The 14,834-nt window shown below is 62.9% G+C and carries 19 protein-coding genes; 13 read left to right on the forward strand and 6 right to left on the reverse strand.

Going from position 1 to position 14,834, the window contains the following annotated elements; all coding sequences use genetic code 11:
* The 4 genes from YUO_RS45340 to YUO_RS0131520 form a co-directional block, all read right to left on the reverse strand.
* A partial coding sequence (locus tag YUO_RS45340) for a helix-turn-helix domain-containing protein (protein WP_028346715.1) occupies positions 1–187 on the reverse strand: 187 nt, incomplete at its 3' end.
* Between the two features lie 86 nt (positions 188–273).
* Positions 274–963 carry a DUF1045 domain-containing protein gene (locus YUO_RS0131510; protein ID WP_028350801.1) on the reverse strand — a complete coding sequence of 230 codons (690 nt, stop codon included), beginning with the start codon at positions 961–963 and terminating at the stop codon, positions 274–276.
* A 20-nt stretch (positions 964–983) separates the two neighbouring features.
* The gene (locus tag YUO_RS0131515) at positions 984–2,177 is read right to left on the reverse strand and encodes an alpha-D-ribose 1-methylphosphonate 5-triphosphate diphosphatase (RefSeq protein ID WP_028350802.1); all 1,194 of its coding nucleotides are present in this window, start codon (positions 2,175–2,177) and stop codon (positions 984–986) included.
* Positions 2,174–2,836: a transferase hexapeptide repeat family protein gene (locus tag YUO_RS0131520; RefSeq protein WP_028350803.1), complete on the reverse strand. Its 663-nt coding sequence runs from the start codon at positions 2,834–2,836 to the stop codon at positions 2,174–2,176. Before YUO_RS0131520 ends, YUO_RS0131515 begins: the two co-directional genes overlap by 4 nt.
* Before the next feature lie 188 nt (positions 2,837–3,024).
* Here YUO_RS0131520 and phnC point away from each other — a divergent pair, with 188 nt between their 5' ends.
* The 4 genes from phnC to phnE (YUO_RS0131540) all read left to right on the forward strand — a co-directional run bounded on the left by phnC (position 3,025) and on the right by phnE (YUO_RS0131540) (position 6,630).
* Positions 3,025–3,840, forward strand: a complete 816-nt coding sequence (phnC, locus tag YUO_RS0131525; RefSeq protein ID WP_028350804.1) for a phosphonate ABC transporter ATP-binding protein — start codon at positions 3,025–3,027, stop codon at positions 3,838–3,840.
* A gap of 74 nt (positions 3,841–3,914) precedes the next feature.
* Positions 3,915–4,823, forward strand: a complete 909-nt coding sequence (gene phnD, locus YUO_RS0131530) for a phosphonate ABC transporter substrate-binding protein (protein WP_028350805.1) — start codon at positions 3,915–3,917, stop codon at positions 4,821–4,823.
* Between the two features lie 68 nt (positions 4,824–4,891).
* Positions 4,892–5,779, forward strand: a complete 888-nt coding sequence (phnE, locus tag YUO_RS0131535) for a phosphonate ABC transporter, permease protein PhnE (protein ID WP_028350806.1) — start codon at positions 4,892–4,894, stop codon at positions 5,777–5,779.
* The gene (gene phnE, locus YUO_RS0131540; RefSeq protein ID WP_028350807.1) at positions 5,776–6,630 is read left to right on the forward strand and encodes a phosphonate ABC transporter, permease protein PhnE; all 855 of its coding nucleotides are present in this window, start codon (positions 5,776–5,778) and stop codon (positions 6,628–6,630) included. The genes phnE (YUO_RS0131535) and phnE (YUO_RS0131540) overlap by 4 nt, the downstream gene beginning before the upstream one ends.
* 101 nt (positions 6,631–6,731) lie before the next feature.
* Here the strand turns inward: phnE (YUO_RS0131540) and phnF are convergent, their stop codons facing one another.
* On the reverse strand, positions 6,732–7,457 hold the full coding sequence (gene phnF, locus YUO_RS0131545; RefSeq protein WP_028350808.1) for a phosphonate metabolism transcriptional regulator PhnF: 726 nt from the start codon (positions 7,455–7,457) through the stop codon (positions 6,732–6,734).
* 104 nt (positions 7,458–7,561) lie between these two features.
* Here phnF and phnG point away from each other — a divergent pair, with 104 nt between their 5' ends.
* From phnG to YUO_RS0131590, 9 genes are read left to right on the forward strand one after another with little or no spacing between them, the layout of a single operon-like run.
* Positions 7,562–8,023 (forward strand): phosphonate C-P lyase system protein PhnG, encoded by a 462-nt coding sequence (gene phnG, locus YUO_RS0131550; protein WP_028350809.1) that lies wholly within the window; start codon positions 7,562–7,564, stop codon positions 8,021–8,023.
* 4 nt (positions 8,024–8,027) lie between these two features.
* Positions 8,028–8,636 (forward strand): phosphonate C-P lyase system protein PhnH, encoded by a 609-nt coding sequence (phnH, locus tag YUO_RS0131555; RefSeq protein ID WP_028350810.1) that lies wholly within the window; start codon positions 8,028–8,030, stop codon positions 8,634–8,636.
* A 3-nt stretch (positions 8,637–8,639) separates the two neighbouring features.
* Positions 8,640–9,743 carry a carbon-phosphorus lyase complex subunit gene (locus tag YUO_RS0131560; RefSeq protein WP_028350811.1) on the forward strand — a complete coding sequence of 368 codons (1,104 nt, stop codon included), beginning with the start codon at positions 8,640–8,642 and terminating at the stop codon, positions 9,741–9,743.
* Positions 9,740–10,624: an alpha-D-ribose 1-methylphosphonate 5-phosphate C-P-lyase PhnJ gene (locus tag YUO_RS0131565; RefSeq protein ID WP_028350812.1), complete on the forward strand. Its 885-nt coding sequence runs from the start codon at positions 9,740–9,742 to the stop codon at positions 10,622–10,624. The genes YUO_RS0131560 and YUO_RS0131565 overlap by 4 nt, the downstream gene beginning before the upstream one ends.
* Complete coding sequence (gene phnK / locus YUO_RS0131570) at positions 10,617–11,417, forward strand: phosphonate C-P lyase system protein PhnK (RefSeq protein WP_028350813.1); 801 nt, start codon at positions 10,617–10,619, stop codon at positions 11,415–11,417. The genes YUO_RS0131565 and phnK overlap by 8 nt, the downstream gene beginning before the upstream one ends.
* Before the next feature lie 8 nt (positions 11,418–11,425).
* Positions 11,426–12,124, forward strand: a complete 699-nt coding sequence (gene phnL / locus YUO_RS0131575) for a phosphonate C-P lyase system protein PhnL (protein WP_028350814.1) — start codon at positions 11,426–11,428, stop codon at positions 12,122–12,124.
* Positions 12,125–12,137: 13 nt separating this feature from the next.
* On the forward strand, positions 12,138–13,292 hold the full coding sequence (locus YUO_RS0131580) for an alpha-D-ribose 1-methylphosphonate 5-triphosphate diphosphatase (protein WP_028350815.1): 1,155 nt from the start codon (positions 12,138–12,140) through the stop codon (positions 13,290–13,292).
* Positions 13,289–13,888 (forward strand): phosphonate metabolism protein/1,5-bisphosphokinase (PRPP-forming) PhnN, encoded by a 600-nt coding sequence (phnN, locus tag YUO_RS0131585; RefSeq protein WP_028350816.1) that lies wholly within the window; start codon positions 13,289–13,291, stop codon positions 13,886–13,888. The genes YUO_RS0131580 and phnN overlap by 4 nt, the downstream gene beginning before the upstream one ends.
* Positions 13,889–13,901: 13 nt before the next feature.
* Positions 13,902–14,513, forward strand: a complete 612-nt coding sequence (locus tag YUO_RS0131590) for a pyridoxamine 5'-phosphate oxidase family protein (RefSeq protein WP_028350817.1) — start codon at positions 13,902–13,904, stop codon at positions 14,511–14,513.
* 21 nt (positions 14,514–14,534) lie between these two features.
* Here YUO_RS0131590 and YUO_RS42375 read toward each other — a convergent pair whose 3' ends face one another.
* Positions 14,535–14,798 (reverse strand): hypothetical protein, encoded by a 264-nt coding sequence (locus tag YUO_RS42375; protein WP_035728085.1) that lies wholly within the window; start codon positions 14,796–14,798, stop codon positions 14,535–14,537.
* Positions 14,799–14,834: the final 36 nt, after the last annotated feature.

The raw sequence follows: 14,834 nt of genomic DNA on the forward strand, positions 1-14,834 counted from the left end.
GTGAGGAGCGATCGCGCAAACCATCGACACCTTCCGCGCGGAAGCGTTCGACCCATTTGGCGACCGTCTTCGCTGTGGTGTTGAACTGACGGCCGGCCGCGGCCTTGCTCAGCCCGCCGTCGACTACGCTCCGCGCCATCGCCTCTCGACCTTTCGGTGTCAGAGGCGCATTCTTATGGGTGTCCATTCGGTTCTCCCCTCAGAATCTGAAGCTTCAGCAACCTCAGCTTCCTCGGTCAGGGCCGAATGGACAACCTCCTGAAAGCTCACATCTTAGTCGCGCAATTGCCAGCGGCCGATGACCCGAAACCGCGAATTCGCATTGTCCTGACGACACAAGGCGATGGCGTCGATCGCGAGCGGGCCGATGCCGGTTGTTGAAAACCTGCTGCGTAGCATCGCTACAACCCGCTCGCGCCGTTCGGCGGGAAGCCGCCCCGTCAGCGTCATGTGGAAGCGAAATTCTTCGAAGACGTAAGGGTAGCCCCAGCGGTCGAGATAGTCGCGCTGCCGTGGCGTCAACGCCTCCGGACTTCGCCGCGCGCGATCTTCCGGGCTGAGGGGAGCGCGGAACGGATCGAATGCTCTGGTCGCCTGGGCGGCAAGCAGGTCAAGATCTGCCGACGGCTCGGCGGGAACGACCGCAATGAAACCGCTGATCGAATCGACGACCGGTTGGATCACGGGCAATGGCCGGGCCAGATCGGCGAACAATTCGCATGCCGCAACAAGCTGCGCCTCGGCCTTGCCGTCGGCCAGCGCTATCGGCGCCTTCAGCGTGGCGTGAAAGCCGTATTTGCGCGGATCGCGCGTCAGCTCGCGCCAGTCCAACGGGAGACCGTCCGGAAAGGGCAGGTCTTCGCCGCTATGGGTGTCGTAGCCGAGCAGAAAGGCGCCGAACCGGTCGAGCGCGCTGTCAGGCCTGGCGGTGTAATAGATTGCGTAACGGGGGTGATTTGCCATTGCGCCAGGATAGGGCCGCCTCACGCGGCTGCAACCGCCTTGCGTGATGCTGCGGACGAATGGACGAGACGGTTCGCCTCCGTCAGATGTACGAGACGCCCCGCGGCAATGACGGCGACGATGCGCGGGCGCAATGGCACCGTGTCATCAACGAGAAGGATGTCGGCGCGCTGCCCCGCGGCGAGCGTGCCGCGATCGGCGAGGCCGGCGGCGCGCGCCGGTGCCGCCGAGATCAATTGCCATGCCGCGGCCAGCGGCAGAACGGCGTCGGCGGCAAGCCGGAATGCCGCCAATAGCGGCGCTGGATAATAATAGTCCGACGCAAGCACCGAACAGAGGCCCTTGGCGATCATGTCGGAGGCCCTGGTCCAGCCGGTATGGCTGCCGCCGCGCACCACGTTGGGCGCGCCAAACACGATGAAGTCACCGGCTTCGGCAGCATCGCGTGCGGTTTCCTCGTTGACCGGAAATTCGGCGATTGCAACGCCCTGCGCACGAAAGGCCTGCCGCATCGCCGGGCTCGCGTCGTCATGCGAGAGCATCCGGACATCCGCCGCGCGCGCTGCCTGCGCCAGCCGGGTGATCGAAGCCGGCACGTCGTGGCCGCGGCAGACTACACGTTCCACCAGGCGATCGAAGGCCTCGTCGCTGAGACCTGTGCGCTCGACCATTCGGCTGCGCTTTTGCGGCTTGGCGAGGCTGGCGACCGTCGAGTCCATATGGTCGTTGAAGGCGAACAGGTCGACGCGTCCTTCCGACAGCCATTCGATGACTTCGCTTTCCGCGTCGAGATTGTAGGTCTCGTGCCGCAGATGGAAGCGGGTATCGGCGGCAAGCTGCGGCCGCATCTGCTCGATCGCCTCCAGCAAGCGCCTGGCATTGTCGGCGCTGCGCAGGCCAGGCTCCCACGACCAGGTCGTGGCATGATAGACGGTCGTGATCCCGTTGCTGATCGCCTGCCGGTCGCTGTCAACAAGCGCCACATCGATCGGGAAATCGACCCCGGGGCGCGGCATCATCTGCCGCTCGAAGGCATCGCCATGCAAATCGACAATGCCCGGCAATACCAGAAGGCCATCGGCATTGACGCTGCCGATGCTGTGGCTGCTGTTCGCACCTACGGCTGCGATCTCACGGCCGGCGATCCGCAATGAGGTTTCCACGATTTCGTGGCCGAGCAGGGCCCGGCCACCTTCTATGAACAGCTCAGTCACGATGCGGCACTCTGGTTGAATGGACGGCGAGTAGCTGCGGCGGCTTCGTACTTTTCGAGAAAGCCCTCTACATCGAGCTTGCGGAAATCGGGCAGGGCGTGGCGCAGCGTCTCATGGTCCCAATCCCACCACGCGAGTTCCGCAAGCCGCCCGGCAATGGATTCCGTAAAACGCCGCTTGATCGGCCGTGCCGGATTGCCTGCAACGATCGTATAGGCGGGGACATCCTTGGTCACGATGGCGCCGGCCGCGACCACTGCGCCGGTGCCGATCGAGCGGCCGGGCAGAATGACCGCGCCGTGGCCGATCCAGACGTCATGGCCGATATGGACGTGGTGCTTGCGGCGCCATGCAAAAAATTCGGCATCGTCGCTCTCGCCCGAAAAGTAGCTGGAGGCGCGGTAGGTGAAATGCGCCTGCGAGGCCCAGTGCATCGGATGATTGCCCGGGTTGATGCGCGTCATCGCCGCGATCGAACAGAATTTCCCGATCGTCGTATAGGTGATCTGCGAGTCGTTCACGACGTAGGAGTAATCGGCCATCGTGACTTCGAGCAGAATGGTCCGGGCGCCGACCTCGGTGTAGGCGCCAAGCTGGCAGTCGCGCACTGACGCGGTGGGGTCGACCAATGGTTCAGTGGAAAGCATCTTGCCGGCCATCGGTAACGTCCATCAACGATCGGGAGAAAGGGATACCGGCTCGTCTTCGATGCGCTTGATGACAAGATCATGACAGAGAGATGAAGCGGTCGCCGCTGTGGACGAACGCCGCACCGCAGCAGGCCTGTCACACAACTGTAAGATCGAGCCGGTAGCGATGCTCCACGACCAGAACTCTGGAGCACTGCATGCTGGTGGTAGAAGGTTTGACGTGTCGATTCGGCACCAAGGCCGCAGTAGATAACGCGTCATTCTCGATTCAGCCCGGCAGCTTCGTCGGCGTGATCGGCCGTTCCGGCGCCGGCAAGTCGACGCTGCTTCGTATGATCAACCGCCTCGCCGAGCCTTCCGAGGGACGCATCCTGTTCGAAGGTGTCGACGTGACTGCGCTGCGCGGCAAGGATTTGCGGCAGTGGCGCGCGCGTTCCGCGATGATCTTCCAACAGTTCAATCTGGTCGGCCGGCTCGACGTTCTGACCAACGTATTGATGGGGCGGTTGGCTGCGGTACCGTCGTGGCGTTCCCTCGCTCAGCTTTGGCCCGAACGTGACAAGGCAATAGCGATGTCGGCCCTCGAACAATTCGATATGGCGTCTATCGCAGCACAACGCGCCGACCAGCTCTCCGGCGGTCAGCAGCAGCGCGTCGCGATTGCGCGTGCGCTGGTACAGGAGCCCGACATCATACTTGCCGACGAGCCAATTGCTTCGCTCGATCCTCGCAACACCCGCGTGGTCATGGATGCCTTGCTGCGCATCAACAAGCACTTCGGGATCACCGTAGTCTGCAATCTGCACTCGCTCGATCTGGCGCGAAGCTACTGCGACCGTCTGATCGGCATGGCGTCGGGGCGGATAGTGTTCGACGGCGCGCCGGTAGCGCTGACAGATCGCATCGCGCGTGAGCTCTACGATCTTGAGGCGAATGAGGTGATGGATGCGACGCCGGCGCTTGCGCCAGGCGGTTCGGCGGTTCCAGCGCTCGGTACGGTCGCTGCGGCCTGAGTGTTGCGTCCAAGAATCACGAGCTGCGCGGGACTGAAATCCGCAAGCTACATCGCTGCAAAATAGGAGACGTCATGTTCAATCGTCTTGTTATTCTCGCCGCTGCGGCGGGATTGGTATTCTCAGTTTCCCCCGCATCAGCCCAGGACTGGAAAGCAAAATATCCCGAACTGGTGTTCGCAAAGGTCCCCGATGAGAATGCTTCGGGCACGACCAACCGTTGGACGCCCTTGGCGGAGTATCTGTCCCGCGAGCTAGGCACGAAGGTGACGCTGCGGATCGCCAACGACTACGCCGCGGTGATCGAAGGCCAGCGGGCCGGCAACATCCACATCGCGATGTACGGTCCGGCGTCTTACGCCCGTGCCTACATTATCGGCGCCAAGGTCGAGCCGTTCGCGATCGAAGTGAATGGCGACGGCACCAAGGGTTATTACTCGGTCCTCTATGTCAAAAGCGACTCGAGCTACAAGGACATCAAGGACCTGAAAGGCAAGAATCTCTGCCTGGTCGACCCCAATTCAACGTCAGGCAACAACGTGCCGCGTTTCGCGATGGACAAGATGGGCATCGACCCGGAGAAGTTCTTTTCCAAGGTGGTTTATTCGGGAAGCCATGAAAACGCGGTGATCGGGCTTGCCCAGGGTACCTGCGATGCGGCGTTCAACTGGTGGAATGACGAAAAGGAATCGAACCTGCTTCGGATGGAACGCAAGGGCATGGCGAAGGCCGCCGATTTCAGGATCATCATGAAGTCCGAACAGATTGTGAATTCGCCGATGGCATATCTCGGTAGCCTGCCTGCCGACCTCAAGGCGGCGATCAAGAAGGCGGTGCTGGAAATTGCTGTGAAGGACAAGGCCGCTTTCGACAAGATCTACGAAGGGAAGCAACTGCCTTTCGTCGAGGTTGATCACAAAGCCTATGAGGCGGTGATCGATCTGACCAAGTTTGTCGACAGCCTGCGCAAGCAGAAATCCTGAGCAGAACGATAGGTCCGAACGATATGGGCAGATCGCGAGATCTGCCCATTCCCGCTCTAGAAAAATCCATGCGCACCGCAGTCCCCGAATTCCCGGAAGCCAGGCTGCAAGAGCTTGCCGACCGCTATGCGGATGCGGTCGCCGCTAAGCGACGGCGCGTTTGGCTCGGCTCAGCGGTCCTGATCGCAGCGGCGCTTGCCGCCGGCTGGATGGGCGATGTCGACTTTCGGAAATTCGCCGAGAATTTCTGGCGTTTCCCGGCCTACTTCGCCAGCATAGCTCCCACGTTTTCGTTCTCGTCTGCTTGGAATGATCTCTCGGAATGGCTTTGGGGCTTGCCTCGCTGGACGCTGCTTCTCGGAGATACCCTGCTGATTGCGTATATGGGAACCCTTTCGGGAGCTATATGCGGATTCGTTCTCTGCTTTCTGGCATCGGCCAATCTCGTCAGGTCGCGAACAATCGTGTTTGTTACGCGGCGCTTGCTCGAGTTTTGCCGCACCGTCCCGGATATCGTCTTTGCCTTGATTTTTGTACTGGCGTTCGGCCTCGGGCCGCTGCCGGGTGTACTTGCCATCGCGATCCATACCACTGGCGCGCTCGGCAAGCAGTTCGCGGAGGTTGTCGAGAATATCGATAACAAGCCGATCGAGGGGGTGGCGGCGAGCGGAGGTAGCTGGATTCAGATTGTCCGGTTCGGCGCGGTGCCTCAGGTTCTTTCGAATTTCGTAAGCTATGCCCTGCTGAGGTTCGAGATCAACGTGCGCGGCGCGGCGGTGATGGGCTTCGTCGGCGCCGGCGGGATCGGGCAGGATTTGATCGAGGCCGTTCGCAAATTCTACTACAGCGACGTTAGCGCGATCCTCTTGCTCATCATTGTCACGGTCATGCTGTTCGATTTCATTACAGAGCGCGTGCGCCATCGCCTTCTTGGGCTAGAGGGCACCGGCGCATGAAATCGTTCAGCTCCGACGCTCAGGCCGCAATCGTTGAACGCTATCCGAGCCATTTCCGCCCGGATTGGTGGAGCAGGGCAAAGATCACGATAGGCCTTGGCACGGCTGTCGCGCTTTTTCTGTTCGGGATTGCCCAGCTAGACATACCGTTTCACCGGCTTTCTGACGGAATGGCCAGGCTAGGCGGATTCCTTCGGCTTATGTTGCCGCCCGATCCTGGTTCATGGGCAGAGGCATTGAAGTATTTGAATGCGCTCGGCGAGACGGTGTCGATCGCATTTCTCGGTACGCTGGGCGGAGCACTGCTGGCATTGCCAGTGGCCCTGCTGGCCGCACGCAATGTGGTTGCGAACCGGATCGTCCACTTTTTCTCACGCCGTAGCCTCGACACTATCCGTGGTGTCGATATCTTGATCTGGGCGCTCATCTGGGTCGGCGTCGTGGGATTGGGTCCGTTTGCAGGTATCCTTGCGGTGATCTGCAGCGATTTCGGGACGTTTGGAAAGCTTTTCTCGGAAGCTATCGAGGCTGCAGACAAGAACCCCGCAGAGGGAGTTCGATCGGCGGGCGGCAACCATCTCCACGGCGTCCGGTTCGGGCTGTTGCCGCAGGTCTTTCCAATTCTGCTGAGCCAAGTGCTTTATTACTTCGAATCCAACACGCGCTCGGCGACGATTATCGGAATCGTCGGGGCCGGTGGAATCGGCCTTCAGCTTGCCGAACAAATCCGGGTGCTGGAATGGCAAAAGGTATCGTTTCTGATTCTGCTTATCCTCATCGCGGTTTCCGCAATTGACTGGATTTCCGGCAAACTCCGCTTCGCGATCATCGGGCGGCGCGCCGTCGCGTGATGCTTCTGTAGGGTGGGTAAAGGCGCGCTAGCGACGTGCCCACCATCTAGAGCACGTCACTGAATGGTGGGCACGCTATTGCTTTGCCCACCCTACAAGCATCAACCGTTCTCCACCAGAAACTCGACACGCTCCGCGGCGAAGCGCGCGCGTTTGGTTACCAGCGGTTTGCCGTCGGTATCGACATCGGTACTATCGACCACGAGAACGGGACGCCCGAGCGCGAGATCGAGCCTTGCGGCGTCGGAGGCGTCCACGATGGTGGCGGTGACGCGGGTTGAGGCGCGGCGGTAATCGCGAACGCCGTAATGCGCCAGCAGTTTGGTCATTGAGCGTACGTTGGCGAAGACCGCTCCGGCGCCCGGAAAGCGATCGGCGGAAAGCCAATTGGTGCTGACGCAGATCGGCGTGCGGTCAGCGAGCCGCACCGATTCGATACGGACCAGGGGCGCGCCGGTCTTCAGTCCGAGCTCACGGGCCAGTTCGCGCGTCGCGGGCTCTTCGGAGGCATCGATCAATTGGCCGCGCGGCTCGCGGCCGCCGGCGCCGACGATTTCGGAAAACCGCGTCCGCGAGCGCAAGGGATAGGCGAGGCGCTGCGCCTCGACATAGGTGCCGCTGCCGCGTTCGGCGCGCACCAGGCCGCGTTCGGCAAGCGCAGCCAGGGCGCGCCGCACAGTGTGGCGGTTGACCCGATAGGTATCGGCGATCTCGATCTCGCCCGGCAGCTTTTCGCCCGCAGCAAAGCGGCCGTCGGCAATGCCGCGCTCGATACCGTCGGCAACCTGCCGCCACAAGGCGACGCCGGAACTCTCCTGCAGGCTCATGGCGTGGTGATACCAGAAATTATCCGTTTGTCACGAAACAGTCATGGCGCTCCATTATCAAGTTGTCTATTATCATAGACAACTTGATTCAGGCAAGGTTGCTCATGGGATTGACCGGGCGGAACAGCAGAGAAGCGCAACGCAAGGCCGCGATGGCGGTGCTGGCGCATTCCGAGGCTGGCGACATTGCGGACCATCTCGCGGCGATCGCGGTACCCGCACACGAGAACCTGCGCGAACCTGAGAATGGCCTCGTGATGGTGCGCGGCCGCATCGGCGGCGACGGTGCGCCGTTCAATCTGGGCGAGGCCACGGTGTCGCGCGCGGCGTTGCGTCTTGCGACAGGTGAGGTCGGCTTCGGCTACGTGCTCGGCCGCGACAGGCAGAAGGCGCAGATGATCGCACTGTGCGACGCCATGGTGCAGTCGATGGAGCTTTCGGGTGAGGTCGAGACCAAGGTGATCGGGCCGTTGCGCGAGGCCATGATCGCCGATCGTAGCCGCAAGGCAGCCGAGGCGGCGGCGACGCGGGTCGATTTCTACACCATGGTGCGCGGCGAGGGGTGATGCGATGACGACGGTTGCAGAATTGCCCGCAGGGTTTGCCGACAAGGTGTTGTCGGCGCAGTCGACCTTCCGCTCCGTAATGGATGCGATGGCGCGTCCGGGGAGCGTGCAACGGGTCACGGCTTCTGTCGGCGCGCCGGCCGGGATGATGCGCGGCGCCGCCGCGATCGCGCTGACGCTGTTCGATCATGACACGCCGATCTGGCTCGATGCCGCGATGTCGGCCACGCCTGATGTGGCGAAGTGGCTCAAGTTCCATACCAGTGCGCCGGTGGTCGCGGATTCCTCGATCGCCAGCTTCGCCCTGGTCGGCGACGCCAAGAACCTGCCGGCGCTCGATCGCTTCGCGTTCGGCAGCAACGAATATCCTGACAGGTCGACGACACTGATCCTGCACGCCGAGAGCCTGACGCAGGGGCCCAACTTCGAGATGAGGGGGCCGGGCATCGACGGTACGGCGCTGCTGCAGGCGATGCTCCAGCCGCGCGACCTCTTCCAGCGTCTCACCATCAACGAAGCCCTGTTCCCGCGCGGCATCGATGTCGTGCTGGTCCATGACGACTTGATTGTCGCGATCCCACGAACCACGCGGCTAGTCGCGAGCGGAGCGTAGCCCATGTATGTAGCCGTCAAAGGAGGCGAACGCGCCATTGAGAACGCCCACCGCCTGCTCGCGCATGAGCGGCGTGGCGACCGTGATGTGCCCGAACTCTCGCTGGCGCAAATTGCCGAGCAACTCTCGCTCGGCGTCGACCGCGTCATGACCGAAGGCTCGCTCTACGACCGTGAGCTGGCGGCACTCGCGATCAAGCAGGCGCGTGGCGACCTGATCGAGGCGATCTTCCTGGTCCGCGCCTTTCGCGCCACGCTGCCGCGCTTTGGCGCGACCGATCCGGTCAACACCGGCGAGATGCAGGTGCGTCGGCGCATCTCCTCGACGTTTAAGGATATTCCGGGTGGCCAGATCCTGGGGCCGACTTTCGATTACACCCATCGCTTGCTGGACCCGCGGCTTGCGGACGGCTTTGTGCCGGAGCAGCCTGAGACGTCGGACGTAACGCAGGCGGCAACGCCGCGCGTCACCGACATTCTCGGTCGCGATGGCTTGATCGAACCTTCGCCGGCGGCGGATGCCGATGCGCCGGTCGGCGATCTCACGCGCGAGCCACTGAGTTTTCCGGCCGACCGCGATCTGCGGCTGCAAAATCTTGCGCGTGCCGACGAGGGATTCCTTCTAGCGCTCGGCTATTCCTCACAGCGCGGCTATGGCCGCAATCATCCCTTTGCCGGCGAAATCCGCTTCGGCGAGGTGGAGGTCGAGTTCTTCGCCGAGGATGCGGGCTTTGTCGTGCCGCTCGGCTCGATCGAGCTGACCGAGTGCCAGATGGTGAACCAGTTCAAGGGATCGGCGACCGAAGCGCCGTGCTTTACGCGCGGCTATGGCCTGGCCTTCGGACAAAGCGAGCGCAAGACCATGTCGATGGCGTTGGTCGATCGCAGCCTGCGCGCTCGCGAACTGGGCGAGGAAGTGATCGCTCCGGCTCAGGACGAGGAATTCGTGATGTCGCACTCGGACAATGTTCAGGCGACCGGCTTCGTCGAGCATCTCAAGCTGCCGCATTACGTCGACTTTCAGTCCGAGCTCGGTCTGTTGCGCAAGCTGCGCCAAGAGTTCGCCGAGGCCAATGAGGCGCCGGACATGCAGGAGGCCGCGGAATGAACGCGCCGGCTTACAATTTCGCCTATCTCGACGAACAAACAAAGCGTATGATTCGCCGCGCGATCCTGAAGGCGATCGCGATTCCCGGCTATCAGGTGCCGTTCGCCAGCCGCGAGATGCCGATGCCCTATGGCTGGGGCACCGGCGGCGTGCAGGTGACGGCCGCGATCCTGGGGCCCCAGGATGTGCTGAAGGTGATCGACCAGGGTTCAGACGATACCACCAACGCGATCTCGATCCGGAAATTCTTCGGCAAGACCGCTGGTGTCGCGACCACCACATCCACGACAGACGCCACCGTGATCCAGACCCGGCATCGGATTCCCGAAGCGCCGCTGCATGCCGGGCAGGTGCTGGTCTATCAGGTGCCGATCCCCGAGCCGCTGCGGTTCCTGGAGCCGCGCGAGACCGAGACGCGGCGCATGCATGCGCTGGGCGAATATGGCCTGATGCACGTCAAGCTATACGAGGATATCGCACGCTTCGGCCATATCGCGACCTCCTATGCCTATCCGGTGAAGGTGAATGCGCGCTATGTGATGGACCCGTCGCCGACGCCGAAATTCGACAATCCGAAGATGGACAATTGCCCGGCGCTGCAACTGTTCGGCGCGGGACGCGAAAAGCGCATCTACGCGATCCCGCCTCACACGGATGTGGTATCGCTCGACTTCGAGGATCACCCGTTCACGCGGTACCGGTTCGATGCGCCTTGCGCGCTGTGCGGCGCCGGCGATTCCTATCTCGACGAGATCGTCACCGACGACAAGGGCAGCCGGATGTTCGTCTGCTCGGATACCGATTATTGCGAGTCTCGCCAGTTGGCCGGCCATCGCGGCAGCGAGAGCGCGCCGCCGCACAAGGAGAGGGCGCATGGCTGAGCCGCAAGACCCCATGCAAGACGACCAGCCGCTTCTGGTCGCCGAGCATCTCGGCAAGAACTATGGCCGGTTGACCGCCTGCCGCGACGTATCGTTTGCGCTCTATCCCGGCGAGGTGCTGGCTGTCGTCGGCGAGTCCGGCTCGGGCAAGTCCACGCTGCTGCAACTATTGTCCGCGCAGCTCGCGCCGAGCGCCGGGCGGGTGTCATACCGGATGCGGGACGGCGTGTTGCGCGATCTCGCCCGCCTCGGCGAAGCCGAGCGCCGCTTCTTGTTCCGTACGGATTGGGGCTATGTGCACCAGGACGCCGCGCAGGGCCTGCGGATGGCGGTCTCGGCCGGCGCCAATGTCGGCGAGCGGCTGATGGCGGTGGGCTGGAATCACTATGGTCGCATCCGCGATGCCGCCTCGTCCTGGCTGGAGCGCGTCGAAATCGATACCGCGCGTATCGACGACGCGCCGCGCACCTATTCCGGCGGCATGCGGCAGCGGCTGCAGATCGCGCGCAATCTGGTCACCGAACCGCGGTTGGTATTCATGGACGAGCCGACCGGCGGGCTCGACGTGTCGGTGCAGGCGCGGCTGCTCGATCTGATGCGCAATCTCGTCAGCGAGCTCGGCCTTGCCGCCATCGTCGTCACCCATGACCTCGCTGTGGCCCGGCTGTTGTCGCACCGCGTGATGGTGATGAAGGGGGGCCGCGTCATCGAAACCGGCCTGACTGACCAGGTACTCGACGACCCCCGTGAGCCCTATACCCAACTGCTCGTTTCCTCGATTTTGCCGGCATGAGCACGCCAATGACTGCGATGATCGACATCACCAGCGCCAAGAAGACCTTTACCATGCATCTACAGGGCGGCGTCGAACTGCCCGTGGTGCGCGGCGTCTCGTTTCAGGTCGAGCCGGGCGAATGCGTCGTGCTGTCGGGCCCTTCCGGCGCCGGCAAATCCTCGATCCTGAAAATGATCTTTGGCAATTACCGTTGCGATGGCGGCCGGATCGGCATCCGGCATCAGGGCATGGTGATCGACCTCGCCACGGCCGAGCCGCGGCAGGTGCTCAGCGTGCGCCGCACGACCATCGGCTATGTCAGCCAGTTCTTGCGGGCGGTGCCGCGGGTCGCCACCATCGACGTGGTGGCGGAGCCGCTAATCGCGAACGGAATTGCACGTGCGGAAGCCCGCGAGAGGGCGGGCGCGCTGCTGCGCCGCCTCAACATTCCCGAGCGGCTGTGGGCGCTGCCGCCATCGACGTTCTCCGGCGGCGAGCAGCAGCGCGTCAACATCGCGCGCGGTTTCATTTCCGATCTGCCAATTCTGCTGCTGGACGAGCCGACCGCCTCGCTCGACGCGGCCAATCGCGCTGTAGTCGTTGAGTTGATTGAACAGAAGAAGCGACAGCGCGTCGCGATGGTGGCGATCGTCCATGACGATGAAATTCGCCATCTGATCGCCGACCGCATCGTCGATGTGACATCGTTTGCCGCCGCGGCATGAAGGAAGATGTGAGATGACTTCGAAGCACGAAACCATCCTCGGCAACGCCCGCCTCGTACTGGCCGATCGCGTGATCGAGCACGGCTGGGTCGCTTTCGCAGATGGCCGCATCGCCGAATATGGCGAGGGCACTGCGCCGTCAGGCAGCGAGGACGCCGGCGGCGACCTGATCATGCCAGGCCTGATTGAGCTCCACACCGACCATCTCGAAATGCACTATGTGCCGCGCCCGAAAGTGTTTTGGGATCCGATCGCGGCGGTGGTTTCCTATGACGGACAGTTGGCCACCTCGGGCATCACCACGGTTCTGGATTCGCTCCGGGTCTGGCGCGAGGACGGCGCCGAGGACGTTGACGGCAGGGCAGGCGTGCTCGCGGGTGCGATCACGGCGGCGCGTGAGGCGAACCTGCTGCGTGCCGAACACTTCCTGCACCTGCGCTGCGAAATTCCGATGCCCAGCGTCGTCGAGGAAGCCAAGGAGCTGATCGACCGGCCGGACGTGCGGCTGATGTCGCTGATGGACCACACGCCGGGCCAGCGTCAGTTCCGCGATGAGGTCAAGCTTCGCGATTATTACCGCGGCAAGGGCGGCGGCAAGACCGACGCCGAGCTCGATGCGCTGTTCGAGAAGCGCTTCCACTATCAAAGAACCTATGCCGCGGCCAACATGCGCGAAATCGTGGCGCTTGCCCATCAATATGAAATCCCGCTCGCCAGCCACGACGACACCACCGAGGAAAATGTCGCCGATGCGATCCAGGATCGCGTTTCGGTCGCTGAGTTTCCGACCACGATGGAAGCCGCGCGCGGCCTGCATCAGGCCGGCATCGGCATCCTGATGGGCGCGCCGAACGTGGTCCGCGGCGGCTCGCATTCCGGCAATATCGCCGCCATCGATCTCGCCCGTGAGGGACTGTTGGACATCCTGTCGTCCGACTACATCCCTTCGAGCCTTTTGATGGCAGCCCTGCAATTGCCGCAGCATGTGCCGGCGATCGATCTGGCCTCCGCCGTCCGCACCGTCACCAAGACCCCAGCCGAGGCCGTAGGCCTTGCGGACCGTGGCGAGATCGCAGCCGGCAAGCGGGCCGATGTGATCCGGGTGCATGTCGCCCGTAACATTCCGGTGGTGCGTAGCGTCTGGCGGGAAGGGCGGCGCGTGGTATGACGGAAATCTTGACAACCACAGCGCCAGGCCAGGCCGCCGTAATCGGGCCGGGCCGTTTGATCCTGGTGGTCGGTCCGAGCGGCGCTGGCAAGGACACGCTGCTCGGCCTCGCCAAGGTTACCTGCGCCGATGACAGCAAAATCGTGTTTCCACGCCGCGTGATCACGCGCGAGGCATCGGCGTCGGAAGAAAACCAACAGGTCAGCGCCGGAACGTTCCGGGAGGCGCTGGCGCGCGGCGAATACGCCATGCATTGGGAAGCCCACGGCCATTGCTACGCACTGTCGCGCGCGATCGACGACGAAATCCGCGCCGGGCGGACCATCGTTGCCAACGTATCGCGCACCGTAATTGGCGCGATGCGCCGCGCCTATGCCGACGTGGTGGTGGTTTTCATCACGGCCCCGCCAAACGTTCTGGCCGAGCGGCTGGCGATGCGGCAGCGCAGCAGCGACGGCAGGCTCGAAGCCCGCTTGGGTCGCACGGTGGAGGATGCGGCGGCCGCGCCCGACGTCACCATCGTCAATACCGGCAGCGCCGAATATCATGCCCGCCAGCTCGTCCGCGTCATCAAGGGCGAGAAATGGAACGATTGACGGGAGAGCTAAAGTGACTGTTATCGCGACCATCGAGCAGCTCGAGGCCATCTACGGCTTTCCCAACGATGCCTCGACTGTCAAAGTCGCGGACAGGATCACGCCGGCCTATCGCGCGTTGATGGACAAATCGCCGTTCGCGGCGCTTGCGACCTGCGGACCCGAGGGGCTGGACTGCTCGCCGCGCGGCGACCTGCCGGGCTTCGTTCGTATCCACGATGAGAAAACGCTGATGATGCCGGATCGCCGCGGCAACAACCGTTGCGATTCGCTGCGCAATATCGTGCGCGATCCGCGGGTGGCGCTGTTGTTTCTCATCCCCGGCTCCGGCAGCACGCTGCGCATCAACGGTCGCGCGCACGTATCGGCCGATCCGGAACTGCTCGCGTCGTTCAAGATGGAGGGTAAGGCGCCGCGCACCGTCATCGTCATGACGGTCGAAGAGGTCTATTTCCAGTGCGCGCGCGCCATCGTGCGCTCCGATCTCTGGAATCCCGACAAGCACGTCGACCCGAGAAGCTTGCCGACGCCCGGCCAGATCCTTGCCGAGATGAGCGACAACACCGTCGGTGGCGAGAAGTACGATCGAGAATGGCCGGAGCGCGCGCGGCAGACGATGTGGTGATGCGCTGATCGTCGTCGCTGATCATTCTGCCGGAACACGCGTGCAGGTCATGGATCGCGGCTTGCTGCCGCGCTTGTCGATAGGCACGTTGCAATTGTCGATCCGTTGCTCGTCCATCCACTTTTTTCCCAGGCGTTCCTTTCCGGTCAGCGATGACCCGTCAGCGGGCAGGGCGGTTTCCGCATTCGGTGCGGTTTGGCCAGGCTGCCTTTCCTGCGCTAACACCTCCGATGCAAAGCACAGCGCGAAAATAAAACTGATCAACCCTCGGTGAATCGGTTCCATCGGATTGTCCTCACCAGTAACGCACGCGTCAGACTA

Origin of the sequence: Bradyrhizobium murdochi (assembly GCF_000472965.1) — a bacterium.
Classification (GTDB): domain Bacteria; phylum Pseudomonadota; class Alphaproteobacteria; order Rhizobiales; family Xanthobacteraceae; genus Bradyrhizobium; species Bradyrhizobium murdochi.

What these genes read in the sequence shown, in the direction of transcription:
- phnE (WP_028350806.1), top strand. Translation starts at nt 4,892, where the DNA reads ATGCGCACCGCAGTCCCCGAATTCCCGGAAGCCAGGCTGCAAGAGCTT.
- phnN (WP_028350816.1), top strand. Translation starts at nt 13,289, where the DNA reads ATGACGGAAATCTTGACAACCACAGCGCCAGGCCAGGCCGCCGTAATC.
- YUO_RS0131520 (WP_028350803.1), bottom strand. Translation starts at nt 2,836, where the DNA reads ATGGCCGGCAAGATGCTTTCCACTGAACCATTGGTCGACCCCACCGCG.
- phnH (WP_028350810.1), top strand. Translation starts at nt 8,028, where the DNA reads ATGACGACGGTTGCAGAATTGCCCGCAGGGTTTGCCGACAAGGTGTTG.
- phnL (WP_028350814.1), top strand. Translation starts at nt 11,426, where the DNA reads ATGACTGCGATGATCGACATCACCAGCGCCAAGAAGACCTTTACCATG.
- phnE (WP_028350807.1), top strand. Translation starts at nt 5,776, where the DNA reads ATGAAATCGTTCAGCTCCGACGCTCAGGCCGCAATCGTTGAACGCTAT.
- YUO_RS42375 (WP_035728085.1), bottom strand. Translation starts at nt 14,798, where the DNA reads ATGGAACCGATTCACCGAGGGTTGATCAGTTTTATTTTCGCGCTGTGC.
- phnF (WP_028350808.1), bottom strand. Translation starts at nt 7,457, where the DNA reads ATGAGCCTGCAGGAGAGTTCCGGCGTCGCCTTGTGGCGGCAGGTTGCC.
- YUO_RS0131565 (WP_028350812.1), top strand. Translation starts at nt 9,740, where the DNA reads ATGAACGCGCCGGCTTACAATTTCGCCTATCTCGACGAACAAACAAAG.
- phnD (WP_028350805.1), top strand. Translation starts at nt 3,915, where the DNA reads ATGTTCAATCGTCTTGTTATTCTCGCCGCTGCGGCGGGATTGGTATTC.
- phnC (WP_028350804.1), top strand. Translation starts at nt 3,025, where the DNA reads ATGCTGGTGGTAGAAGGTTTGACGTGTCGATTCGGCACCAAGGCCGCA.
- phnK (WP_028350813.1), top strand. Translation starts at nt 10,617, where the DNA reads ATGGCTGAGCCGCAAGACCCCATGCAAGACGACCAGCCGCTTCTGGTC.
- phnG (WP_028350809.1), top strand. Translation starts at nt 7,562, where the DNA reads ATGGGATTGACCGGGCGGAACAGCAGAGAAGCGCAACGCAAGGCCGCG.
- YUO_RS0131510 (WP_028350801.1), bottom strand. Translation starts at nt 963, where the DNA reads ATGGCAAATCACCCCCGTTACGCAATCTATTACACCGCCAGGCCTGAC.
- YUO_RS0131580 (WP_028350815.1), top strand. Translation starts at nt 12,138, where the DNA reads ATGACTTCGAAGCACGAAACCATCCTCGGCAACGCCCGCCTCGTACTG.
- YUO_RS0131560 (WP_028350811.1), top strand. Translation starts at nt 8,640, where the DNA reads ATGTATGTAGCCGTCAAAGGAGGCGAACGCGCCATTGAGAACGCCCAC.